This is a genomic window from Streptomyces sp. RKAG337 (assembly GCF_023701715.1).
Taxonomy (GTDB): domain Bacteria; phylum Actinomycetota; class Actinomycetes; order Streptomycetales; family Streptomycetaceae; genus Actinacidiphila.
The window spans coordinates 4,825,019-4,846,410 of sequence record NZ_JAJOZA010000001.1 but is presented as its reverse complement, the minus strand read 5'-3'; the positions used below and the strand labels follow the sequence as shown (position 1 = coordinate 4,846,410).

The following is a 21,392-nucleotide window of genomic DNA, read 5'->3' as shown; positions in this document are numbered from 1 at the left end:
ACCACCCACCGCAGCGTCACCGTTCCGGACCGGCCCCGACAGCCGGCCCGTTGGCTCCGCACACCCTTCGCCCGCCCGTCAACGACCCTCTCATCCCCCGGAGGAAGCGCAGTGTCCCGTACCAAGAAGGTGGCCGCCGCCGTCGCGGCCACGGCCGCGATATCGCTGTTCGCGAGTGCCTGTACCAGCCAGAGCACCACCCAGGCGAACGATGACGCCACCAAGGACGTCACCATCACCTTCTGGCACGGGTGGACCGCTCCCAACGAGCTCAAGGCGATCAACGACAACGTCGCCCGCTTCGAGAAGGCGCACCCGAACATCCACGTCAAGGTGCAGGCCAACATCACCGACGACAAGATCAACCAGGCGGTGCGGGCCGGCGGCGCCACCGCCCCCGACGTCGTGTCGTCCTTCACCACCGACAACGTCGGCAAGTTCTGCTCCTCGAGCGCGTTCGCCGACCTGGCGCCGTTCCTGAAGAAGGACAACATCGACCCGGCGAAGGTCTTCCCGAAGCCGATGCTCGAGTACACCCAGTTCCAGGGCAAGCGCTGCACGCTGCCGCTGCTCGGCGACGTCTACGCCCTCTACTACAGCCAGAAGGCCTTCAAGGAGGCCGGCATCGCCGGCCCGCCGAAGACCCTTTCGGAGTTCAAGGCCGACGCGGTGAGGCTGACGAAGTCCACCGGTGCCTCGTACTCCCAGCTGGGCTTCATGCCCAACTTCCACGGCTACGAGTCCACTCCCGGCCACTTCGCCGCCCAGTGGGGCGCCAAGTACTTCGACGCCAGCGGCAAGGCCCAGCTCGCCAAGGACAAGGGCTTCGCGGAGATGCTCACCTGGCAGCGGGACATGGTGAAGTCCCTCGGCGGCTTCGACAAGCTGGAGAAGTACCGCAACACCTTCGGTGACGAGTTCGGCGCCAAGAACCCGCTGCACACCGGCCAGGTCGCGATGGGCATCGACGGCGAGTGGCGGCTGGGCATGGCCAAGGAAGCCAACGCGACCTCCGACCTCGCCGTGGCGCCGTTCCCGGTCCCGGACGACCAGGCCGACACCTACGGCCGCGGCTACCTCTCCGGCACCATCGTCGGCGTCGCCAACACCAGCTCCAAGAAGAACGCCTCGTGGGAGCTGGTCAAGTTCATGACCACCGACACCCAGGCCGTCGTGTCGTTCGCCAACGCCATCCACAACGTGCCGTCGACGTTCGAGGCGCAGAAGTCCCCCGAGCTGACCGGTGTCCCGAAGGTCTTCCTCGACATCGCCCAGAACCAGTACAGCAACACCACCCCGGCCAGCATCAACGGCGGCGCCTACCAGGTGACGCTGCAGGACTTCGGATACGCCTTCGAGTCCGGTAAGAAGACGGATGTCCAGGCCGGTCTGCAGGGTGTCGACGCTCAGGTCGACAAGGACATCGCGCAGGCCAAGTGATGACGACCATCCATCCCCTGCTCAAGGCGAAGCGCAGGAAATCGACCCTCCGCACCCTCGGCTTCCTCTCGCCGTGGCTGATCGGCTTCACGGTCTTCTTCGTCTACCCGCTGCTGTCGACCGTCTACTTCTCCTTCATGAAGTACGACGGGTTCAACCCCCCGACGTTCGCGGGGTTCAAGAACTGGTCGTACGTCTTCAACGACTACCCCTGTTCTGGCCGTCGCTGCGGAACACCCTGTGGCTGGTCATCGTCATGGTGACGCTGCGGGTGGTCTTCGGACTCGGCATCGGTCTGCTGATCACCAAGATCAAGACCGGCGCGGGCTTCTTCCGCACGGCGTTCTACCTGCCGTACCTGGCCCCGCCGGTCGCCGCCACCATGGCGTTCGTCTTCCTGCTCAACCCGGGCACCGGACCGGTCAACCACATCCTGGACTCGGTGGGCATCCCGACGACGGGCTGGTTCACCGATCCGGCGTGGTCCAAGCCGGCGCTGACCATCCTGGCCGTGTGGGGCATCGGTGACCTCATGGTCATCTTCATGGCCGCGCTGCTCGACGTACCGAAGGACCAGTACGAGGCGGCCGAGCTGGACGGCGCGGGCGCGTGGGCGCGGTTCCGCTTCGTCACGCTGCCCAACATCTCGCCGATCATCATGTTCGCGGTGGTCACGGGCGTCATCCAGACCATGCAGTACTACACACAGCCACTGGTCGCGGGGAAGATCGCGTCCGGCATCATCGGCAACTCGGGCCAGCAGCTCGAGCCCGGTTACCCGGACAAGTCGACCCTGACCCTGCCCCAGCTCGTGTACAACCTGGGCTTCCAGCGCTTCGACTACGGCGCCGCCTGCGTGATCGCGCTGGTGCTCTTCGTCCTGGCGATGGCGTTCACGGCGCTGCTCATGCGACGCCGCAACGGCTTCCTGTCGGCGGAGGACTGATCATCATGACCCACGCAACTCTCGCCCCGCCGACCCAGGCGCCGGCCCCGCACGTCACCGCGGTGGCGGCCAGACGGACCGCGAAGCGCAAGGACGTACTGCACTGGATCGCGGTGCACTCGCTCGGCCTCGCGGCGGCGCTGTTCTTCGTCCTGCCGTTCGTCTTCGTCTTCCTGACGGCCGTGATGAGCGACAACCAGGCGCTCAGCCGCGACCTGTGGCCGCACGACTGGCAGTGGAGCAACTTCCGGCAGGTCTGGGACACCCCGGGCTTCCTCACCTGGTGGCGCAACACCCTGGTGTACGCGGTGTCCGGCACGGTGCTGACCGTCGTGTCCAGCCTGCCCGTCGCCTACGCGCTCGCGAAGTTCCGCTTCCGCGGCCGCAATCTGGTGATGGTGCTGGTCATCTCGACGATGATGCTGCCGCCCCAGGTCATCATCATTCCGATGTACCTGTTCTGGACCCGGCAGATGGGCATGGACGGGACCCTGTACCCGCTCATCATCCCGATGGCGTTCGGTGACGCGTTCACCATCTTCCTGCTGCGGCAGTTCCTGCTGACGATCCCGAAGGAGTACACGGAGGCCGCCAAGGTCGACGGCTGCGGCGAGCTGCGCACGCTCCTCACCGTGATCGTGCCGATGATCAAGCCGGCGATCGCCGCCGTGGGGCTGTTCCAGTTCTTCTACTGCTGGAACGACTACTTCGGCCCGCAGATCTACGCCAGCTCCAACTCGGCCGCCTGGACCCTCAGCTACGGCCTGGAATCGTTCAAGGGCGCCCACCACACCAACTGGAATCTCACGATGGCCGCCACCGTTCTGGTGATGGCTCCCGTGATCGTGGTCTTCTTCTTCGCCCAAAAGGCCTTCATCGAAGGCGTGACCCTGACTGGAGTCAAGGGATGAAACTGGCAGTTGTCGGCGGTGGCTCGACCTACACCCCCGAACTCATCGACGGTTTCGCGCGGTTGCGCGACACGCTGCCGATCGAGGAGCTGGTGCTGGTCGACCCGGCCGCCGAGCGCCTCGAACTCGTCGGCGGACTCGCCCGGCGGATCTTCGCCAAGCAGGGACATCCCGGAAAGGTCACCACCACCGCGAACCTGGAGGCCGGCGTCGCCGGCGCCGACGCGGTACTGCTCCAGCTGCGCATCGGTGGACAGGCCGCGCGCAACCAGGACGAGACCTGGCCGCTGGAGTGCGGCTGCGTCGGCCAGGAGACCACCGGGGCCGGCGGCCTCGCCAAGGCGCTGCGCACCGTCCCGGTCGTGCTCGACATCGCCGAGCGGGTCCGCAGGGCGGCGCCCGACGCCTGGATCATCGACTTCACCAACCCGGTCGGCATCGTGACCCGCGCCCTGCTGCAGGCCGGTCACAAGGCCGTCGGCCTGTGCAACGTCGCGATCGGCTTCCAGCGGAAGTTCGCCGCGCTGCTCGACGTCGCGCCCGGAGAGGTCCACCTGGACCACGTCGGCCTCAACCACCTGACGTGGGAGCGCGGGGTCCGCCTCGGCGGGCCCGGCGGCGAGAACCTGCTGCCCCGGCTCCTCGCGGAGCACGGCGACGCCATCGCCGAGGACATCCGCCTGCCGCGGGTGATCCTGGACCGGCTCGGCGTCGTCCCCTCGTACTACCTGCGGTACTTCTACGCGCACGACGAGGTGGTGCGCGAGCAGAAGATCAAGCCGTCGCGGGCCTCCGAGGTCGCGGCGATGGAGAAGCAGCTGCTGGAGATGTACGGCGACCCGAAGCTGGACGAGAAGCCCGAGCTGCTCTCCAAGCGCGGCGGCGCCTTCTACTCCGAGGCGGCGGTGGCCCTGGCCTCCTCCCTGCTGCGGAACACCGGCGACATCCAGGTCGTCAACACGTACAACAACGGGACCCTGCCGTTCCTCCCGGACGACGCGGTGATCGAGGTACCGGCGACGGTGGACGGCTCCGGCACCGAGCCGCTGCCCGTCGCCCCGCTGGACCCGCTGTACGCGGGCCTGATCGCCAACGTCACCGCTTACGAGGACCTCGCCCTGGAGGCCGCGATCCACGGCGGCCGGGACCGGGTGTTCAAGGCGCTGCTGTCGCACCCGCTCATCGGCCAGTACGAGTACGCCGAAGCGCTGACCGACAGTCTCGTCGCGCACAACCGGGAGCACCTCGCGTGGGCCTGAACGAACCGCTCGTGGCGGGTGGCGTCCTCGCCATCGACGCGGGCAACAGCAAGACCGACGTGGCGATCGTGGCCGCCGACGGGACGGTGCTCGGCACCGCCCGCGGCGGCGGCTTCCAGCCGCCGGTCGTCGGTGTCGACGCGGCCGTCGCGGCTCTGGCGGCCATCGTCGGCCGGGCCGCCGCCGCGGCCGGCCTGACCCTGGGCGAGCGGCCGCTGACCGAGCACACCTCGGCCTGTCTGGCCAACGCCGACCTGCCCGTGGAGGAGCAGCAGCTCGAACTGGCCGTGCACGCGCAGGGCTGGAGCCTGAGCACCCGGGTGGCCAACGACACGTTCGCGATACTGCGAGCGGGCGTCGACGAGCCGCGCGGCGTCGCGGTCGTGTGCGGCGCGGGCATCAACTGCGTCGGCATGCTGCCGGACGGCCGCACGGCCCGTTTCCCGGCGATCGGCAAGATATCGGGTGACTGGGGAGGCGGATCGGGTCTGGCGGAGGAGGCCCTGTTCCATGCCGCACGGGCCGAGGACGGCCGCGGCGGCCCCACGGAACTGGCCGTCGCGCTGCCCGCGCACTTCGGCCTCACCTCGATGTACGCGCTGATCGAGGCGCTGCACCTGGAGCACATCCCGCCGTCCCGCAAGTACGAGCTGACGCCCGTGCTGTTCCGCACCGCGGACGCGGGCGATCCGGTGGCCCGGGAGATCGTCAGCCGGCAGGCCGACGAGATCGTCGCGCTGGCGACCGTGGCGCTGGGGCGGCTCGGCCTGCTCGACGAGGAGGCCGACGTGGTGCTCGGCGGCGGTGTCATGGCGGCCGGGAACCCGACCCTGATGGACGCCATCACGGAGCGCCTCACCGCCCGCGCGCCGAAGGCCGTCACCCGTGTGGTGAGCGCCGCCCCGGTGCTGGGCGCGGCGCTTCTCGGCCTGGACCACGTCGCCGCGGATCCCGCGGTCCACGCCAGGCTGCGCGCGCACTACGCGTAGTGCCGTCCGCGACCGCCGGACGGGCCCGTTCCACGGGTCCGTCCGGCTTTTCGCGGGCGCCCCCGGAACCGGGCGCGGGTCCCGGGCGTGATGGGATACGGGTGAAGTTCGTACGGCAGGGCCGCATAGCGGGCAGTTCGCGCAAGATCCACGCAATCCCTAGGTGGATGACACCGCCTACGGCCATACTGCTGGCCAAGAGCTTGACTGCCGTGCGCAGGGGAGTTGTTCCGGGGGAGGGTCAGTGACACAAACGCCGACGGGGAGCGGAATCCCGGCCGCGCAGGGCTACGGTGCCCCGCCCGCGCCGCGCGTTCCCCAGCAGCCCGTGAGGCCGCCGGCCGCACCGCCGCCCCCGCCGCCACGGCGGCGGGCCTGGAGCGAGGGCGCGGACCGGCTGCGCGCCGCCGCGACGACCGAGCCCGGCCGGCTGCGGATCATCGGCGCGGTACTGGCCGTGCTGGTCGTGGCGTTCGGCGCGGTGACGGCGTGGCAGATCACCGACCGCGCCTCGGCGGCGAGCGACGTGGTCAACCACAGCGCCCCGCTGAGCGCCAAGGCCGCCGAGATCTACCGGTCGCTGGCGGACGCGGACACCACCGCCTCCGGCGGCTTCCTCATCGGCGGCCAGCAGCCGAAGTCCGTCACGGACCGGTACGACGCCGATCTGCGGACGGCGTCGAAGCTGATCGCCGAGGCGGCGGGGAACGCGCAGGGGTCCGCGACGACCCTGGAGCAGATCTCGCTGCTCAACCAGCAGCTCAAGGGGTACACCGAGGCGGTGGCGAACGCCGGTGTGTACAACCGGCAGGGCTACCCGGTGGGCGGTGCCTACCTGCGGTACGCCAACGAGCTGATGCGCCAGGACGGCGGCCTGCTGGACACCGCCGACAAGCTGTACAAGGCCGAGACGGCCCGGCTCGGCGAGGACTACGGCTCCGCCAAGGCGCTGCCGTGGCTCGCCTGGTCGCTCGGAGCGATCGCGCTCGGCGCCCTGCTGTGGGCCCAGCGGCGCTCGTACCGGCGCACCAACCGCGTCTTCAACCAGGGGATGCTGGCCGCCAGCGCGGCCTCCGTGGTGGTGCTGCTGTGGGCGGTGGTCGGCCACACGGTCGCCGCCTCCCAGCTCGATACGTCGTACGACCACGGGGCGAAGTCCCTGCAGGTGCTCAACAGCGCCCGGATCGGCGTGCTGCAGGCCCGCGGCGACGAGAACCTGACGCTGGTCGCCCGCGGCTCCGGCGCCTCGTACGAGACCAACTTCCAGGGCGGCATGTCGACCCTGGCCGGCAAGGACCCCAAGGGCGTCGGCGGCGAGATGGCACAGGCCCTGGCGCTCGCGGACGACGAGGCGGGCCGCGGCCCGGTCAACGACGCGATCAAGGGCGTTCAGGCCTGGCGGGGTCGGCACACCGCGGCCCGCGCCAGCGACAACGAGGGCAACTACGCGGACGCCGTCGCTCAGGTGATCGGCGGCAAGAACCAACAGGGCGAGGTGGTCAGCGCGACCACCGGCCAGTGCTTCGACGCGGTGGACGCCAGCCTGCGCAAGGCCGTCGACCATGAGCAGCAGGAATTCGAGCAGGCGGCGAACGACGGCCGCGGGGCGCTGACCGGGCTTCCGGCGGGTGCCGCGCTGCTGGCCGTGCTGGCCGCGGCCGGCGCCGCGCTCGGCATCGGACGCCGGCTGTCGGAGTACCGGTGACCGGCGTGACCGGCCAGGCCGGTGGAGGGAAGCGGACCATGGGCGAGGACACGCCGCGGACGCGGCGGACGCGCCGCAGTTGGCGCGGCTGGGGCGGAGTCGCGGGGATGGCGGCGGCCTGCGCGCTGGTCGTCACCGCGGTGGCGGTCCCGCTGCGCGGTGCCGGCACGCCGGACGGCGCGCGGTCGGCGACGCCCGAGGGCGTGCTGAGCGCCAAGTACGCCTCCACGGAGGACACCTGCGACCACCCGGAGGCCAGCGGTCAGCGGCCGTCGGCGGTGGACGGTGACGCCGTGCGGCGGATCAAGGAGCACGGCAAGCTCATCGTCGGCGTGGACCAGAACAGCTATCTGTGGGGCTTCCGCGATCCGGCCACCGGCCAGATCACCGGCTTCGACATCGACCTGGTGCGCGCCATAGCCAAGGACATCCTCGGCGACCCGGACAAGGTCCAGTACCTGACGGTGCCGACCGACCAGCGCATCCCCATGATCAAGGCGGGGAAGGTGGACATGGTGGTGCGCACCATGACCATCAACTGCTCGCGGCTGAAGGACGTGGCGTTCTCCACCGCGTACTTCGAGGCCGGACAGCAGCTCCTCGTCCCCCTGCAGGGCACCACCATCACCGGCTTCGACAACTCCCTCAACGGCCGGACGGTCTGCACCGCGAAGGGCTCCACGGGCGAGACCAAGCTCAAGGAGGAGTCGCACGGCGCCAAGGTCGTCCTCGTACCGAACCAGCTGGACTGCCTCGTGCGGCTGCAGCTGAACCTGGTGGACGCGGTGTTCACCGACAACGCGCTGGCGGCCGGCCAGGCCGCGCAGGACCCCTCGGTGCACCTCATCGGCCAGAAGGTCACCACGGAGCCGTACGGGGTGGCCATGAACCTCAAGGACACCGATCTGGTGGCCCGCGTCAACAAGGTGCTGGAGGATTACCGCAGCGGCGGCGTCAACAGCCCCTGGATGCAGGCGTACCGTCATTGGCTGGCCGCCAAGCTGCCGGATGTGACCGGACCGCCCGCACCGCTCTACAAGAACTGAACCACCGGGCCACCAGGGCCGGGAACACCAGGGCCGACCCAGCAGGACTGAGCTCCGCACACGACGTGCCGGTTACGGGAAAGAAGGTTCGATGGCGGAGGGGGCACCTCCCGGCCGGAGGTCGGTGGAGGGACCGTCCGGGCCGGTGATGGGCCGGGACGAGGTCGACCGTGCCCTGGCGCGGCTCGGCGCGGACCACGAGGCCATCGAGTCCTCGCTGCTCGCACTCCAGGACCACTCCGGCCGCAGGCTGCTCGAAGGCGCCGAGCTGACGGGTGTCACCAAGGAGCGCTGGACCGAGACGGATTCGGCGATCACCCTGCTGTGGTCGCACTTCGAGGCGTACACCGCTGCCCTCAACTCCGCGCGGGAGCTGCGCGGCCGCCGCCGCTGGCCCACCCAGACCGATCTGAACTCCCTCACCGAACTGCTGCGCGGCACCGGCGTCACGGTGTCCGGCGGCGCGGTCCCGGACGCCGCCCGCAGTCTGACCGGCCCCGCCGTGCTCACCGAACGGTTCAGCCTGGAGCAGCTGCTGGACCGGATGAACGGCTGGTACGAGCAGGCCATGACGATGGTCGCCGGCGCCGACTCCGTCTGGTCCGCGCTGCCCGCCCGTATCGATCTGCTCGCCGCGGACGTGCAGCGGGTCCGCTCGCTGGCCCACTCGGTGGGGGTGCGCCCCGGCGCCCACCCCTCGGGGGACGAGCTGGAGCGGCTCATCACCGATCTGGCAGCGCTGCGCGCCCAGGTGGTCTCCGACCCGCTGGCGTTCTGGCTGCCGGAGCCGAAGCCGGGCCGCGCGGACACCGCCCGCTACGAGCAGGCCGGCCGCCGGCTGGAGGAGCTGCGCCGCGAGGTCGACGCCGTGCTGCACGTGCGCGACGACGCCGACCAGCGGCTGCTGCATCTGCGGGACGTGCTGTCCCGGGCGGACCGCACCCTCACCGAGGCGCGCAGCGCGCGCGTCGAGGTGCTGGCGAAGATAGCGGCGTCGGAGGTGCCCGCGGTCAGTGGCCCGTCGTCCGCGCTGCACGAGCGGCTTTCCGCGGCCGACGACTACCACAGGACGGGTCAGTGGCACCGGCTGTCGCCGTTGCTGGACGGCCTGGAGCAGCACGCCGACGACGAGTTGCTGCGGGCCCGCGACTCCCTGACGGCGGTGACCGCGCCGCTCGCGGTCCGCGCCGAGCTGCGCGGCCGGCTGGACGCCTACCGCGCGAAGGTGGCGCGGCACGGCATGGCGGAGGATCCGCTGCTGATCGAACGGTACGACCAGGCGCGCCGCATGCTGTGGAGCGCGCCGTGCGATCTGCGGGCCGCGGAGTCGACGGTGCTGCGCTACCAGCAGGCGGTGGCGGAGACACTGGCCCCGAAGCAGTCCCAGCCCGCGGACAGGCGGGACCGCTGATGCGGGACCATCGGACAACGGGATCACCGAAGAGGGCTGGACGGTCGCCGGGCGGCCGCACGAGTGAACGAGGGGGGACACCGTGAGCAAGTGCCAACGGCCCGGCTGCGGCGGGGCTCTGGAGGACATGGGCGGCGGCGAGCTGTACTGCGACACCTGCGGGCTCGCCCCCGTGGCCGTCGCGGCGGCGAGCAGCTCGGCACGGTCGGCCGCCGGCGGCGGCCAGGACTCGGGGCGCTCGTCGGCGCACTCCTCCCGTTCGTCCAAGTCGTCTTCGCGGTCCTCGCGCCGCTCGGTGTCCGGGCGGCTGTCCCGCGCGCTCAGCGGCTCCACCACCGGGCGTTCGGTGTCGGTGCGCAGCTCCCGGAGCGCCGGCAGCGGCTCCACCCGCGGCAAGCTCGGCGCCGGCCTGGTCTCCGTACCGCCCATCCCGCGACCGGATCCGGCCGCGGCCGTCCTGGACAACCCGCAGGTCCCCGAGCGCAAGCGGTTCTGCAGCAAGGGCGACTGCGGGGCGCCGGTGGGCCGCAGCCGCGGTGACAAGGCGGGCCGCACCGAGGGGTTCTGCACCAAGTGCGGGCACCCGTACTCCTTCTCGCCGAAGCTGCGGGCCGGCGATGTGGTGCGCGGCCAGTACGAGGTCGTGGGCTGCCTGGCGCACGGCGGGCTCGGCTGGATCTACCTCGCGGTGGACCGCGCGGTCTCCGACCGCTGGGTGGTGCTCAAGGGCCTGCTGGACACCGGGGACGAGGACGCGCTGGCCGCGGCCGTCTCCGAACGGCGGTTCCTCGCCGAGATCGAGCACCCGAACATCGTCCGCATCTACAACTTCGTGGAGCACCTGGACCAGCGGTCCGGCACCCTCGACGGCTACATCGTGATGGCCTACGTCGGCGGCAAGTCGCTCAAGGAGATCGCCAACGACCGGCGCGGTCCCGACGGCAAGCGCGCGCCGCTGCCGGTGGCGACGGCCATCGCGTACGCCATCGAGGCGCTGGACGCGCTCGGCTATCTGCACAGCCGCAACCTGCTGTACTGCGACTTCAAGGTCGACAACGCCATCCAGCAGGAGGACCGCCTCGAACTGATCGACATGGGCGCGGTCCGCCGGATGGACGACAACGACAGCGCGATCTACGGCACGGTCGGCTACCAGGCCCCGGAGGTCGCCGAGCTGGGCCCGTCCGTCGCCTCCGACCTGTACACCGTCGCGCGCACCCTGGCCGTGCTGACCTTCGACTTCCAGGGCTACACCAACGTCTTCGCCGACAGCCTGCCCGACCCCGACAACATCGAGGTCTTCTCCCGCTACGAGTCCTTCTACCGGCTGCTGGTGCGCGCCACCGACCCGGACCCGGACAAGCGCTTCGCGTCCGCCGAGGAGATGTCGGACCAGCTGCTGGGCGTGCTGCGCGAGGTCGTGGCGCTCGAGACCGGCAAGCCGCGGCCCGCGCTGTCCACCCTCTTCGGGCCGGAGATCCGGGTGGTGGACACGGAGTTGGTGCACCCGCTGCCCGGCGACGCGTCCCGGCTCGGCGCGGACCGCCGCCGCAAGCCCGGCGCGGGCGCCGCCAACGGCGTGAACGGCGCGCCGCCCGCGTTCATCCCCCCGCAGGGCGGCGCCCAGCAGGGAGCCCTGGCGGGCACTCCGGGCGCGCCCGCTCTGCCGCCCGGCGCTCCCCTCCCGTACAGCGCGACCGTCGTCGGCACGGTGCCCATCGCCCCGGCCGCCCTGCCGGGTGCGGCGGGACCGGCGGGTGACGGGAACGGATTCGGCTTCCCGTCGGTCACCCGGCTCGACGCACCCGCCGCCGTACTGGCGCTGCCCGTGCCGCACGTGGACCCGTCCGACCCGAACGCCGGTTTCCTGGCGGGTCTGTCGTCCGCGGCGCCCGCCGAACTGATCTCGGCGCTGCAGTCCTCCCCCGTCGAGTCGGTCGAGCGTCGGCTGCGCGATCTGCGGGCCCGGCTCGAACTGGGCGACGGCGGCACCGCACTGCTCGTGCTGCAGGGGCTGGCGGACGACGACCTGGAGGACTGGCGCGTCGTCTGGCACCGCGGCCTCACCGCGCTGACCACCGGCGACCACGAGACGGCCGCGCTCTCCTTCGACGCGGTCTACGACGCCTTCCCCGGCGAGTCCGCGCCGAAGCTCGCGCTGGGCATCTGCGCCGAGGTGCTGGGCCAGCTGGACAACGCGACCGAGTACTACCGCCTGGTGTGGAGCACCGACCAGAGCTACGTCAGCGCCGCCTTCGGGCTGGCCCGGGTGCGGCTGGCGGCGGGCGACCGGCCCGGTGCCGTACAGGTCCTGGAGTCGGTGCCCGAGTCGTCGATCCACTTCACGGCGGCACGGGTCGCGGCGATCAGGGCCCGGCTGCGCGACCGGTCCCCGCACGAACCGCTGCTGGACGATCTGACGGCCGCCGGCCGGCAGGTCGAGCAGTTGCAGCAGCAGGGCCTCGACGCCGACCGGCGCGAGCAGTTGTCCGCCGAGGTGCTCGGCAGCGCGCTCGACTGGGTGCTGGCCGGCGGGCAGGGCACGCAGCCCGCCGCCGGCGCCCGTCCCGTGCTGCTGGGCAGCGCCCTGGAAGAACGCGGGCTGCGCTTCGGCCTGGAGCGCTCGTACCGAGTGCTGGCCCGGCTGGCCCAGAAGGACCGCACAAGGATCGAACTGGTGGAGCGGGCCAACCGTTTCCGCCCCCGGACGTGGGTGTAACCGAATGCCAGGACTGCCGGAGTCGGCCCAGTCAGCTCAGTCGATCAGCTGCCCCAGCTGCGCGGAACCGCTGGAGGAGGGCGACAGGTTCTGCGGCGTATGCGGCACGGACGTGACCGCGCCGCTCCCCGCCGCGGGCGCCGACCTGCCCGGAACCGGGTCCTCCGGCAACGGCTCGGCGGCGGCGGGCGCGGGGAACGGTGAGTTCACCGATCCCTTCGCGCTCGCCCCGCCGCAGAGCCCCGCCGGGGTCCCCGGGCAGTCCGCACCGGGACGGCCGGCGAGCGCTGACGCCCCCGCCGCGCCGCAGCCCGCCGCGGAGGTCACCGACCCCCGCGAGGAACTGCTCGCGGGACCGGCCCCGCAGGGGCGGACCTGTGTGGCGTGCGGGGTCGGCGGAGTCGACGCCGACGGATACTGCGAACACTGCGGGCACGCGCAGCCGCGACTGCGCGACCACCAGGAGCGCGAACTCGAAGGCGTGGCCGCGGTCAGCGACCGCGGTCTGCGGCACCACCGCAACGAGGACGCGTTCGCCGTGGCCGCGACGTCGCTGCCGGACGGGACACCCGCGGTCATCGCGGTGGTGTGCGACGGCGTCTCGTCGGCGTACCGCCCCGACGACGCCTCGGCGGCGGCCGCCGCGGTGGGCAGCGAGAAGCTGCTCGACGCGCTGGAGCACGGCAGTCCGCCGGAACAGGCCATGCACGACGCCCTGCTGGCGGCGGCCCACGCGGTGGCGGTGCTGGCCGACGAGGACGACGGCCGGCAGGGCCCGCACCACAACGCCCCGGCCTGCACCTGTGTGAGCGCCGTCGCCGCGGGCCCGGTCTTCACCGTCGGCTGGATCGGCGACAGCCGCGCGTACTGGGTCCCGGACGACCGGAGCACCCCGTCCGCCCGCCTCACCGAGGACGACTCGTGGGCGGCCCGGATGGTGTCGGCGGGGCTGATGTCGGAGGCCGAGGCGTACGCGGACGAGCGCGCCCACGCGATCACCGGCTGGCTCGGCGCCGACGCCGTCGAAATCGATCCGCACACCGCTTCCTTCCAGCCGGAGGGAACGGGTGTAGTGGTCGTGTGCACCGACGGGCTGTGGAACTACGCCGAGTCCGCGGCCGAACTGGCGGCAGTGGTTCCGGCCGACGCCCGCACCCGGCCGCTGCACTGCGCGCAGACGCTGGTGGGGGTGGCGCTCGACGGCGGGGGCCACGACAACGTAACAGTCGCCGTACTTCCGTTCCCGGCCACGGTGGGGCGGGCAGGATCCGAACCTGCGTAGAACCGGTCCCTCTCCGGGGGATGTCTTTGTGGACTGAGGAGCGCGAGGAGCTCACGCGATGGCCAATTTCTCCAAGTCGAACGTGCCGCAGTTTTCGGTCGACATCTATCAGAACGAGTACCTGCCCGAGGGCGGCCGCGAGGTCAATGCCATCGTCACGGTGACGTCGACCGGCGGCGGCACCTCCGGCGGTCACCCGCTGGCGGCTCCCGGTTACGCCACCGACGGCGCACCGGGCGGAGCGGTGGTGATCATGGTGGACTGCTCCGGTTCGATGGACTATCCGCCCACGAAGATGCGCAACGCCCGCGACGCGACCGCCGCCGCGATCGACACGATCCGCGACGGGGTGGCCTTCGCCGTGGTCGGCGGCACCCATCAGGCCCGCGAGGTCTACCCCGCCAACGGCGGTCTCGCGGTGGCCGATGCGCAGACCCGCGGCCAGGCCAAGCAGGCGCTGCGCAAGCTCACCGCGGGCGGTGGCACCGCGATCGGCACCTGGCTGCGGCTCGCCGACCGGCTGCTGGCGACCGCCGACGTGCCGATCCGGCACGGCATCCTGCTGACCGACGGCCGCAACGAGCACGAGAAGCCGGAGGACCTGCGGGCCACCCTGGAGGCCTGCGCCGGCCGCTTCACCTGTGACGCGCGGGGCGTGGGGACGGACTGGGAGGTCAAGGAGCTGACCGGGATCGCCTCCGCGATGCTCGGCTCCGTCGACATCGTCGCCGACCCGGCCGGGCTGAAGGCGGACTTCCAGGCGATGATGGAGACCGCGATGGGCAAGGAGGTCGCGGACGTGGGTCTGCGGCTGTGGACCCCGCAGGGCTCCGAGATCAAGTTCGTGAAGCAGGTCGCGCCGACGGTCGAGGACCTGACGGCACGCCGTACGGAGGCCGGTCCGCGGGCCGGCGACTACCCCACCGGCTCCTGGGGCGACGAGTCCCGCGACTACCACGTGTGCGTCCAGGTCCCGAACGCCGGTGTCGGCCAGGAGATGCTCGCCGCCCGTCTGTCGCTGGTCCTGCCGCAGCCGGACGGCACCTCCCAGGTGCTCTCCCAGGGGCTGGTGCGGGCGGTGTGGACGGACGACATGGCCGCCTCGACCCGGATCAACCCGCAGGTCGCGCACTACACGGGCCAGGCGGAGCTCGCCTCCGTCATCCAGGAGGGCCTGGAAGCACGCAAGTCGGGCGACATCGACGGGGCGACCGCGAAGCTGGGCCGCGCCGTTCAGCTCGCGAGCGCCTCGGGCAATGACGACACCGCGAAGCTGCTGGCCAAGGTGGTCGACGTGGTCGACGCGCCGAGCGGTACCGTACGGCTGAAGGCGCGGGTCGCGGACGCCGACGAGATGACCTTGGAGACGCGGTCGACGAAAACCGTCCGCGTCAAGAAGTAGCCGCGCTCGCAGGCGGAGGGGGAGCCAGCCGTATGTCGACTTGTCCGAACGGTCACCAGTCGGGAACCGACGACTGGTGCGAGGTGTGCGGCCACCGCATGTCCGCACCCGCCGTGCCGTCCTCCTCCGCGGCCTCCGGGCCCGCCGGGCCGGTGAGGTCCGGCTACGATCCGGACGCGACGGCGGCGGCCGAGCCGTGCCCGGCCTGCGGTACGCCCCGGGAGGGGCTGGCGCTGTTCTGCGAGGAGTGCCGCTACAACTTCCAGACGCACACCGCCACCACCTTCGTCGCCCCGCCCTCCCCGCCCTCGCCGGGGTTCCCGCCCTACCAGCGGTACGAGTCGCAGCGCTCGCGCCCGTCCCAGATGAACCGCCCTGCGGAGCCGCTGGCTCCGGAGGCGATCATCCCGGGCGGCTCGGGCGACTTCCTGCTGACGCCGCCGAGCGCGCCCTCCACCCCGTCGGCGCCGTCCCGGCCCGAGCCCGTCGCGGAGCCGGTGGTGGCCCCGATCGCGCCCGAGGTGACGACCTGGACCGCCACCGTGGCCGCCGACCGCGACTACTTCACCGCGATGATGGCCCGCAGCGGACCCGACGCCACCGGTCTGTACTTCCCGTCGTACTCCCCCGAACTGCGGCTGCCGCTGCTCGGCAACCAGATCACCATCGGCCGCCGCCGGCACAGCACGGGCGAGGCTCCCGACATCGACCTGTCCCGCGCCCCCGAGGACCCGGGCGTCTCGCACCAGCACGCCGTTCTGGTGCAACAGCCCGACGGCGGCTGGTCCGTCGTCGACCAGGACTCGACGAACGGCACCACGGTCAACGGGGCGGCGGACCCGATCCAGCCCTACCTCCCGGTACCGCTGAAGGACGGCGACCGCGTCCACGTCGGCGCCTGGACGACGATCACCGTCAGCCGCGGCTGAACCGTCACTTCTCCCCCGGCACGACGCCCGGGGCCGCCTCAGGCGGCCGGGACGTCCCAGACGTGCGGCCCGTCAGGGGCGTCGAGCCAGGTCCACTGGCGGCCGCCGTGGACGGAGAGGCCGTAGCGGTCACGCGCCGGCCGGGAGGCGCGCTGCCACAGGGCGTGGGCGCTCTCCGCGATGGCCCACAGATCGCGGGGGCCGGCCAGCAGGACCCTGCCGTCGCGGTCGGCGCGGGCGCTGGAGCCGTCGGGGGCGGTGATGGCGACGCCGCGGTCGCCGGAGGCCCAGCGGACCTCCAGGGCGCCCGTCCGCAGGGTCAGCAGGAAGCGGAAGAGATCGTCCTCCAGGATCCGCGGCGGCGTGCCGGACCAGCGGACCCGCTCCGGGGCGTCGTCCGGCGGCGCGTCCGGTGACCCGTCGTGCTGCCCGTCGTGCGGCCCGTCCGGTACGGGATCCTGCCGGTGGGAGGCGGCCGTGCCGCGCAGCGGGACGAAGTAGGCCGCGGTGCGCAGGAAGCGGCCCTCCGCACGGTCGGGGCCGGTGACGGTCAGCCGGATCAGCCCGCCCGCGAACGGCGCGAGGATCCGGCCGCCGGGGCGGCACTGGCGCAGCCACTCGACCGGCACGGACGGCAGCTCGCAGGTCGCGACGATCCGGTCGTAGGGCGCCCGGTCCGGGTGGCCGAGCGCTCCGTCGCCGGTGACGACGGCCGGTGCGGCGCCCGCCGTCGCCAGGTGCGCGCGGGCCGCGTCGGTGATCTCCTGGTCCAGGTCGACGGTGGTGACCGCGTCGTCGCCGAGACGGTGGGCGAGCAGCGCCGCGTTGTAGCCGGTGCCGGCACCGATCTCCAGCACCGTCCGCCCCTCCCGTACCTCCAGTGCCTCGGCCATCGAGGCCATCAGCGACGGCTGGCTGCTGGACGAGATCAGCCTCCCGTCCTGTACGTGCGTGACCAGCGGAACGTCCTCGTAGGCGCCGGTCAGCCAGCGGGCGCGCTCCTTCGGATCGGGGTCGTCCGCGGAGAGCCGTTCGTATCCGCCGGGCCGCGGACTGTAGTACTCGGGGACGAACAGATGGCGCGGCACCTGTTCGAAGGCCGTGCGCCACCCGGGGTCGGCCAGCCCGCCGGCCGCGACGATCTGCCGTACCAGCAGGTCGCGCAGCGCGTCCGCCGCCTCGGTGCGGTGCTCCTTCCGGTCCGCGTCCTCCATAGCTCCACTGTGCGGCGGCCGGGCCCGATCCGCGACGCCCCGCGTCCGCGCCGGCCAGTAACCGGTCCCGGCCTGGTCCCGCCCTCGTCCCGGCCCCGTCCTGGTCCCGTCGCGCACCGGGTCGTAGGTCCCAGGTCCTCCGCCGGGTCGTCTGAGACCATGGAGGAGTGCCGCACGCTTCCGGGGGCGACCCCGGTGCCCGTGCGCGGACCACGTCGACCGGCGCCGGGCCGGTGCGACATCTTGAGGTGGAGCTGAGTGAACGAGACCCCGCAGGACACGGCGCCGCAGCAGACGTTCTACGACGCCGTCGGCGGCGAGCAGACGTTCCGGCGGCTGGTGCACCGCTTCTACGAGGGTGTCGCGGCCGACCCCGAACTGCGGGCGATGTACCCGGAGGAGGACCTCGGCCCCGCCGAGGAACGGCTGACGCTCTTTCTGATGCAGTACTGGGGCGGCCCGCGCACCTACAGCGACAACCGCGGCCACCCGCGGCTGCGGATGCGCCACGCGCCCTTCCAGGTCGACCAGGCCGCGCACGACGCGTGGGTGCGCCACATGCGGGACGCGGTCGACGATCTGGCTCTCGCGCCCGAGCACGAGCGGCAGTTGTGGGACTACCTGGTGTACGCCGCCGCGTCGATGGTGAACACCGCGGGCTGAGCGGACCGCCGTTGCCGTTCAGCCGTGCTGTGACCGTCCGCTGACCGGACATCGAACAACGGACAACGGGTCACGATCGTATTGCGACAATTTTCTGCACTTCCTCACGCACGATCTGTTTGAGAGCATCCGAACAGCGGTCGAACGGGGGAGTGGCGTGACGGGGTTTGTGTTTCTGCGGGTCCGCGCGCACCGATTGCTGCTGACCGCCGCCCTGCTCACCGTGGTTCTCACCACCAGCGTGCTGGCCACCCTCGCCGCGTTCACCGGTGCCATCGGCGATGCCGGGCTGCGCCGCACGCTGGAGCACCAGTCGGCGGCGCGGACCACCGTCAACGTCCAGCTGACCGTCACGGCCGACGCCTGGCGGACCGCGGACGCCGGGATCCGCAAGAGCCTGGGGAGCGCGTACGACGGGCTGCCCGCGCAGGTGCGGTCCAGCATCAGGTCCGGTCCGTACGCGCTGCCGGCCACGCTGGGCGGTGCCGCGTCCGGCGCCCCCAAGGGCGCCGACCCGGACCTGACGCTGCTGGCCACCTTCGACCGGGCGCACGTGACGCTGGTCCAGGGCGGCTGGCCCACCGCGGTCGACCGCGGCACCGGCGTCGTACCGGTGGCGGTCCCCGAGCCGGTGGCCCGCTCCCTGGGCGTGCGGCCCGGCACCCTGGTCGATCTGACCAGCCGGCTCGGCGGCCCGGTGCTCCACATCCAGGTCACCGGCACGTACCGCCCGACCGACCGGAGCGACCCGTACTGGCAGCTCGACCCGATGGGCGGCCACGGCATCCGCACCGTGTCCTTCACCACCTACGGGCCGCTGCTCGCCGACCCGAGCGTCTTCGCCTCCGACCGCCTCACGCCCGCCGAGTTGTCCTGGCAGAGCACCGCCGACTTCCGGAACCTGGACGTGGCCGGGATCCCCGGGGTGCGGGACGACGTGCAGCGGACCATCGACGCCACCGCCAAGGACCCGGCGAACTCCGGCATCCAGATCTCCTCCGAGCTGCCCGACCTGCTCACCGGGGTGCAGCGCACCCTGCTGGTGACCCGCTCGACGCTGCTGATCGGCGCCCTGCAGCTGCTGATCCTGGCCGCTTTCGCGCTCCTGCTCGTCGCCCAGCTGCTGTCCGAGGAACGGGCCGGCGAGACCGCGCTGCTGCGGGCCCGCGGCGGCTCGCGCGGCCGCGTCGCCCGGCTGGCCGGCACCGAGTCGCTGCTGCTCGCGGTGCCCGCGGGGCTGGCCGCGCCGCTGCTCGCCGGGCCGGTCATCCGGCTGCTGGCCGGGCAGGGCGCCCTGGCCAGGTCCGGCACCGACCTGGGCGGCGCGATCGGTCCGGCCGCCTGGTGGGTGGCCGCCGGAACCGCACTGGCCTGCGCGTTCGCCGTCATCGTGCCGGCCCTGCGCAGCGCCGGGAGCTACGTCGAGGAGCGCTCGGCACGCGCCCGGCGCGGGGCGCTGCCCGCCGCGGTACAGGCCGGGGCCGACCTCGGGCTGCTGCTGCTCGCCGGGGTCGCCTACTGGCAGCTGTCGCGCCGCGCCTCCGACAGCGGGGTACTGAGCGCCGACACCGGCGGCAGCCTCGGGGTGGACCCGGTGCTGGTCGCCGCGCCCGCGCTGTGCCTGCTGGCCGGCACCGTGCTGATCCTGCGGCTGCTGCCGCTGGCCGCCCGGCTCGGTGAGCGCAGGGCGGCGCGGGGCAGCGGGCTGTCGCTCGCCCTCGCGGGCTGGCAGCTCTCCCGGCGGCCGCGGCGCGGCGCCGGAGCCGTGCTGCTGCTCGTACTGGCCGTCGCCATGGGCATGTTCGCGATCGGACAGGGCGCCAGCTGGGACCGGTCCCAGCGCGACCAGGCCGATTTCGCGGTGGGCGCGGACCTGCGGGTGACCGGCTCCACCACCCCGCCGTTCGGACAGGCGGGGGTGTACGAACACACTCCCGGCATCGCGAGCGCCGCCCCCGCGGCGCGGGCCCAACTGACGCTGCCCGAACAGCGGGTGGCCTCCGTTCTCATGATCGACACGGCGAAGGCCGGCGAGATGATGCGGTTCCGTCAGGATCTCGCCGACCGACCGCTGCCGGAGCTGCTCCGGCCGCTGCGGACCGACCCGTCCGGCGGGGCGAAGGAGACCGGCGGCTTCCCCGTCGACGCCACCGCCCGGCAGCTGCGCTTCACCGCGCAGCTCGACTCGGACGGGCAGGGCGGGGTCCTCGACTCGCTCACCGCGGTCCTCAGGGACGCCAACGGCATCATGTACGCCTTCCCCCTCGGCGAGGTCCCGGCCGACGGGAAACCGCACCTCCTGGTCCTGGACCTCACCGACGCGGCGGGCCGGACGGGCGGGTCCCCGGCCGGACCGCTGAGGCTCACCCGCGTGGAAGTCGACTACTCGGCCCCCGAGTTCGTCGAGAAGCACCGGCTCACCCTCGCCCCGGCGACCGTCGCCGCGGACGGCACCGTCCGCCCGCTGACGACCGCCGCCGGCTCGGCCTGGGCCGCGAAGGCGCAGATGCAGCGGGCCGACGCCGCGCTCGGCGGCAACTCCGCCCTCCAGCCGAACGCCGGCACCGTCACCAGCACGGCGGCCGGTTCCGCACTGACCGTGGACTACTCCACCGGGGCCACCCTGGCGGAGTCCAAGGGCGCCCATCTGTCCGTACATGTCGCCGAACCGGCCGCCCCGCCGCTCGCCGGGGTCGCCACCGACGCCTTCCTGCGGGCCACCGGCAGCAAGGTGGGCGGCGATGTCCGGGTCGAACTCAACGGCATCGAGACGAGCGTGCGCATCACCTCCGTGATCCGCGCGCTGCCCGGCACCACCGCGCCGCCGTCCTCCCTGAAGGACGGCGGGGCGCTGCTGCTGGACCTGCGTGCCGTGAACCGGACGCTCAACGCGGTGGGCGGCCGCGGCATGGAGCCCAGCGAGTGGTGGCTGTCGGCCCGGCCGGGCGCCACCGGGAAGGTCGCCGCCGCGCTGCGCGACCGGGCCGACATCGACGCGCTGCTGGTGCGCGACGAGACCGCGTCGGAGCTGCGGGCCGACCCGCTCGGCGCCGGTCCGCAGTCGGTGCTGCCGGCCGCCGTGATCGCCGCCGCCGTGCTGGCGGCGGTGGGCTTCGCGGTCAGTTCGGCCGGCGCGATCCGCGAGCGCAGCGGGGAGTTCGCGGTGCTGCGGGCGCTGGGGGCACCGCGCCGCAAGCTGGCCCGGATGATGGCCGCGGAGCAGGGCCTGCTGGTGCTGCTGGCCCTGGTGGTCGGGGTGGCGCTGGGCGCGCTGCTGACCCGGCTGGTCGTACCACTGATCGTTCTGACGGCGCAGGCGTCCCAGCCCGTTCCGGGACTGCTGGTCACCCTGCCGGTGGGGCCGCTGGCCCAGCTGATCGCCATCGTGCTGGTCGTACCGCTGCTGGTGGTCGTCCTGACGGCGGTCCGGCGCGGCGACCCGGTCACCGCGCTGCGCCGGCAAGGGGAGGACTGAC

14 protein-coding genes and 1 pseudogene are annotated in these 21,392 nt (G+C 72.5%); 14 read left to right on the top strand and 1 reads right to left on the bottom strand.

Translation table 11 applies throughout. The annotated features are described in order from the left end of the window. Nucleotides 1–111 precede the first annotated feature (111 nt). The 12 genes and pseudogenes from LNW73_RS21480 to LNW73_RS21425 all read left to right on the top strand — a co-directional run bounded on the left by LNW73_RS21480 (nucleotide 112) and on the right by LNW73_RS21425 (nucleotide 16,039). A complete protein-coding gene (locus tag LNW73_RS21480; RefSeq protein ID WP_250991006.1) occupies nucleotides 112–1,440 on the top strand; it encodes an extracellular solute-binding protein in 1,329 nt (442 codons plus the stop codon). After that, nucleotides 1,440–2,386, top strand: a pseudogene (locus tag LNW73_RS21475) (carbohydrate ABC transporter permease). The gene LNW73_RS21480 and the pseudogene LNW73_RS21475 overlap by 1 nt, the downstream one beginning before the upstream one ends. A 5-nt stretch (nucleotides 2,387–2,391) precedes the next feature. Continuing rightward, on the top strand, nucleotides 2,392–3,297 hold the full coding sequence (locus LNW73_RS21470) for a carbohydrate ABC transporter permease (protein ID WP_250991005.1): 906 nt from the start codon (nucleotides 2,392–2,394) through the stop codon (nucleotides 3,295–3,297). Next, nucleotides 3,294–4,556 (top strand): 6-phospho-beta-glucosidase, encoded by a 1,263-nt coding sequence (locus tag LNW73_RS21465; protein WP_250975943.1) that lies wholly within the window; start codon nucleotides 3,294–3,296, stop codon nucleotides 4,554–4,556. The genes LNW73_RS21470 and LNW73_RS21465 overlap by 4 nt, the downstream gene beginning before the upstream one ends. Continuing rightward, the gene (locus LNW73_RS21460) at nucleotides 4,547–5,545 is read left to right on the top strand and encodes an N-acetylglucosamine kinase (RefSeq protein ID WP_250975944.1); all 999 of its coding nucleotides are present in this window, start codon (nucleotides 4,547–4,549) and stop codon (nucleotides 5,543–5,545) included. The genes LNW73_RS21465 and LNW73_RS21460 overlap by 10 nt, the downstream gene beginning before the upstream one ends. 244 nt (nucleotides 5,546–5,789) lie before the next feature. Then, nucleotides 5,790–7,250 carry a hypothetical protein gene (locus LNW73_RS21455; RefSeq protein ID WP_308407698.1) on the top strand — a complete coding sequence of 487 codons (1,461 nt, stop codon included), beginning with the start codon at nucleotides 5,790–5,792 and terminating at the stop codon, nucleotides 7,248–7,250. 38 nt (nucleotides 7,251–7,288) lie between these two features. Continuing rightward, complete coding sequence (locus LNW73_RS21450; protein ID WP_250980167.1) at nucleotides 7,289–8,296, top strand: glutamate ABC transporter substrate-binding protein; 1,008 nt, start codon at nucleotides 7,289–7,291, stop codon at nucleotides 8,294–8,296. A gap of 91 nt (nucleotides 8,297–8,387) precedes the next feature. Continuing rightward, nucleotides 8,388–9,707: a hypothetical protein gene (locus tag LNW73_RS21445; protein WP_250991004.1), complete on the top strand. Its 1,320-nt coding sequence runs from the start codon at nucleotides 8,388–8,390 to the stop codon at nucleotides 9,705–9,707. A 127-nt stretch (nucleotides 9,708–9,834) separates the two neighbouring features. Continuing rightward, a complete protein-coding gene (locus LNW73_RS21440) occupies nucleotides 9,835–12,426 on the top strand; it encodes a serine/threonine-protein kinase (protein WP_250992993.1) in 2,592 nt (863 codons plus the stop codon). 4 nt (nucleotides 12,427–12,430) lie between these two features. Then, on the top strand, nucleotides 12,431–13,708 hold the full coding sequence (locus LNW73_RS21435) for a PP2C family serine/threonine-protein phosphatase (protein WP_250991003.1): 1,278 nt from the start codon (nucleotides 12,431–12,433) through the stop codon (nucleotides 13,706–13,708). Between the two features lie 58 nt (nucleotides 13,709–13,766). After that, on the top strand, nucleotides 13,767–15,110 hold the full coding sequence (locus LNW73_RS21430) for a vWA domain-containing protein (protein ID WP_138355100.1): 1,344 nt from the start codon (nucleotides 13,767–13,769) through the stop codon (nucleotides 15,108–15,110). Between the two features lie 32 nt (nucleotides 15,111–15,142). Further along, complete coding sequence (locus LNW73_RS21425; RefSeq protein WP_250991002.1) at nucleotides 15,143–16,039, top strand: FHA domain-containing protein; 897 nt, start codon at nucleotides 15,143–15,145, stop codon at nucleotides 16,037–16,039. Between the two features lie 38 nt (nucleotides 16,040–16,077). Here LNW73_RS21425 and LNW73_RS21420 read toward each other — a convergent pair whose 3' ends face one another. Further along, nucleotides 16,078–17,253: a methyltransferase domain-containing protein gene (locus tag LNW73_RS21420; protein ID WP_250991001.1), complete on the bottom strand. Its 1,176-nt coding sequence runs from the start codon at nucleotides 17,251–17,253 to the stop codon at nucleotides 16,078–16,080. Between the two features lie 258 nt (nucleotides 17,254–17,511). Between LNW73_RS21420 and LNW73_RS21415 the strand changes: the two genes are divergently transcribed. Together LNW73_RS21415 and LNW73_RS21410 are read left to right on the top strand one after the other, a co-directional pair. Beyond that, complete coding sequence (locus tag LNW73_RS21415) at nucleotides 17,512–17,916, top strand: globin (RefSeq protein WP_250975949.1); 405 nt, start codon at nucleotides 17,512–17,514, stop codon at nucleotides 17,914–17,916. 157 nt (nucleotides 17,917–18,073) lie between these two features. Then, nucleotides 18,074–21,391, top strand: a complete 3,318-nt coding sequence (locus LNW73_RS21410) for an ABC transporter permease (protein ID WP_250991000.1) — start codon at nucleotides 18,074–18,076, stop codon at nucleotides 21,389–21,391. The last annotated feature ends 1 nt before the right edge of the window (nucleotide 21,392 follow it).

What these genes read in the sequence shown, in the direction of transcription:
- LNW73_RS21470 (WP_250991005.1), top strand. Translation starts at nt 2,392, where the DNA reads ATGACCCACGCAACTCTCGCCCCGCCGACCCAGGCGCCGGCCCCGCAC.
- LNW73_RS21465 (WP_250975943.1), top strand. Translation starts at nt 3,294, where the DNA reads ATGAAACTGGCAGTTGTCGGCGGTGGCTCGACCTACACCCCCGAACTC.
- LNW73_RS21450 (WP_250980167.1), top strand. Translation starts at nt 7,289, where the DNA reads ATGGGCGAGGACACGCCGCGGACGCGGCGGACGCGCCGCAGTTGGCGC.
- LNW73_RS21445 (WP_250991004.1), top strand. Translation starts at nt 8,388, where the DNA reads ATGGCGGAGGGGGCACCTCCCGGCCGGAGGTCGGTGGAGGGACCGTCC.
- LNW73_RS21440 (WP_250992993.1), top strand. Translation starts at nt 9,835, where the DNA reads ATGGGCGGCGGCGAGCTGTACTGCGACACCTGCGGGCTCGCCCCCGTG.
- LNW73_RS21435 (WP_250991003.1), top strand. Translation starts at nt 12,431, where the DNA reads ATGCCAGGACTGCCGGAGTCGGCCCAGTCAGCTCAGTCGATCAGCTGC.
- LNW73_RS21430 (WP_138355100.1), top strand. Translation starts at nt 13,767, where the DNA reads ATGGCCAATTTCTCCAAGTCGAACGTGCCGCAGTTTTCGGTCGACATC.
- LNW73_RS21425 (WP_250991002.1), top strand. Translation starts at nt 15,143, where the DNA reads ATGTCGACTTGTCCGAACGGTCACCAGTCGGGAACCGACGACTGGTGC.
- LNW73_RS21420 (WP_250991001.1), bottom strand. Translation starts at nt 17,253, where the DNA reads ATGGAGGACGCGGACCGGAAGGAGCACCGCACCGAGGCGGCGGACGCG.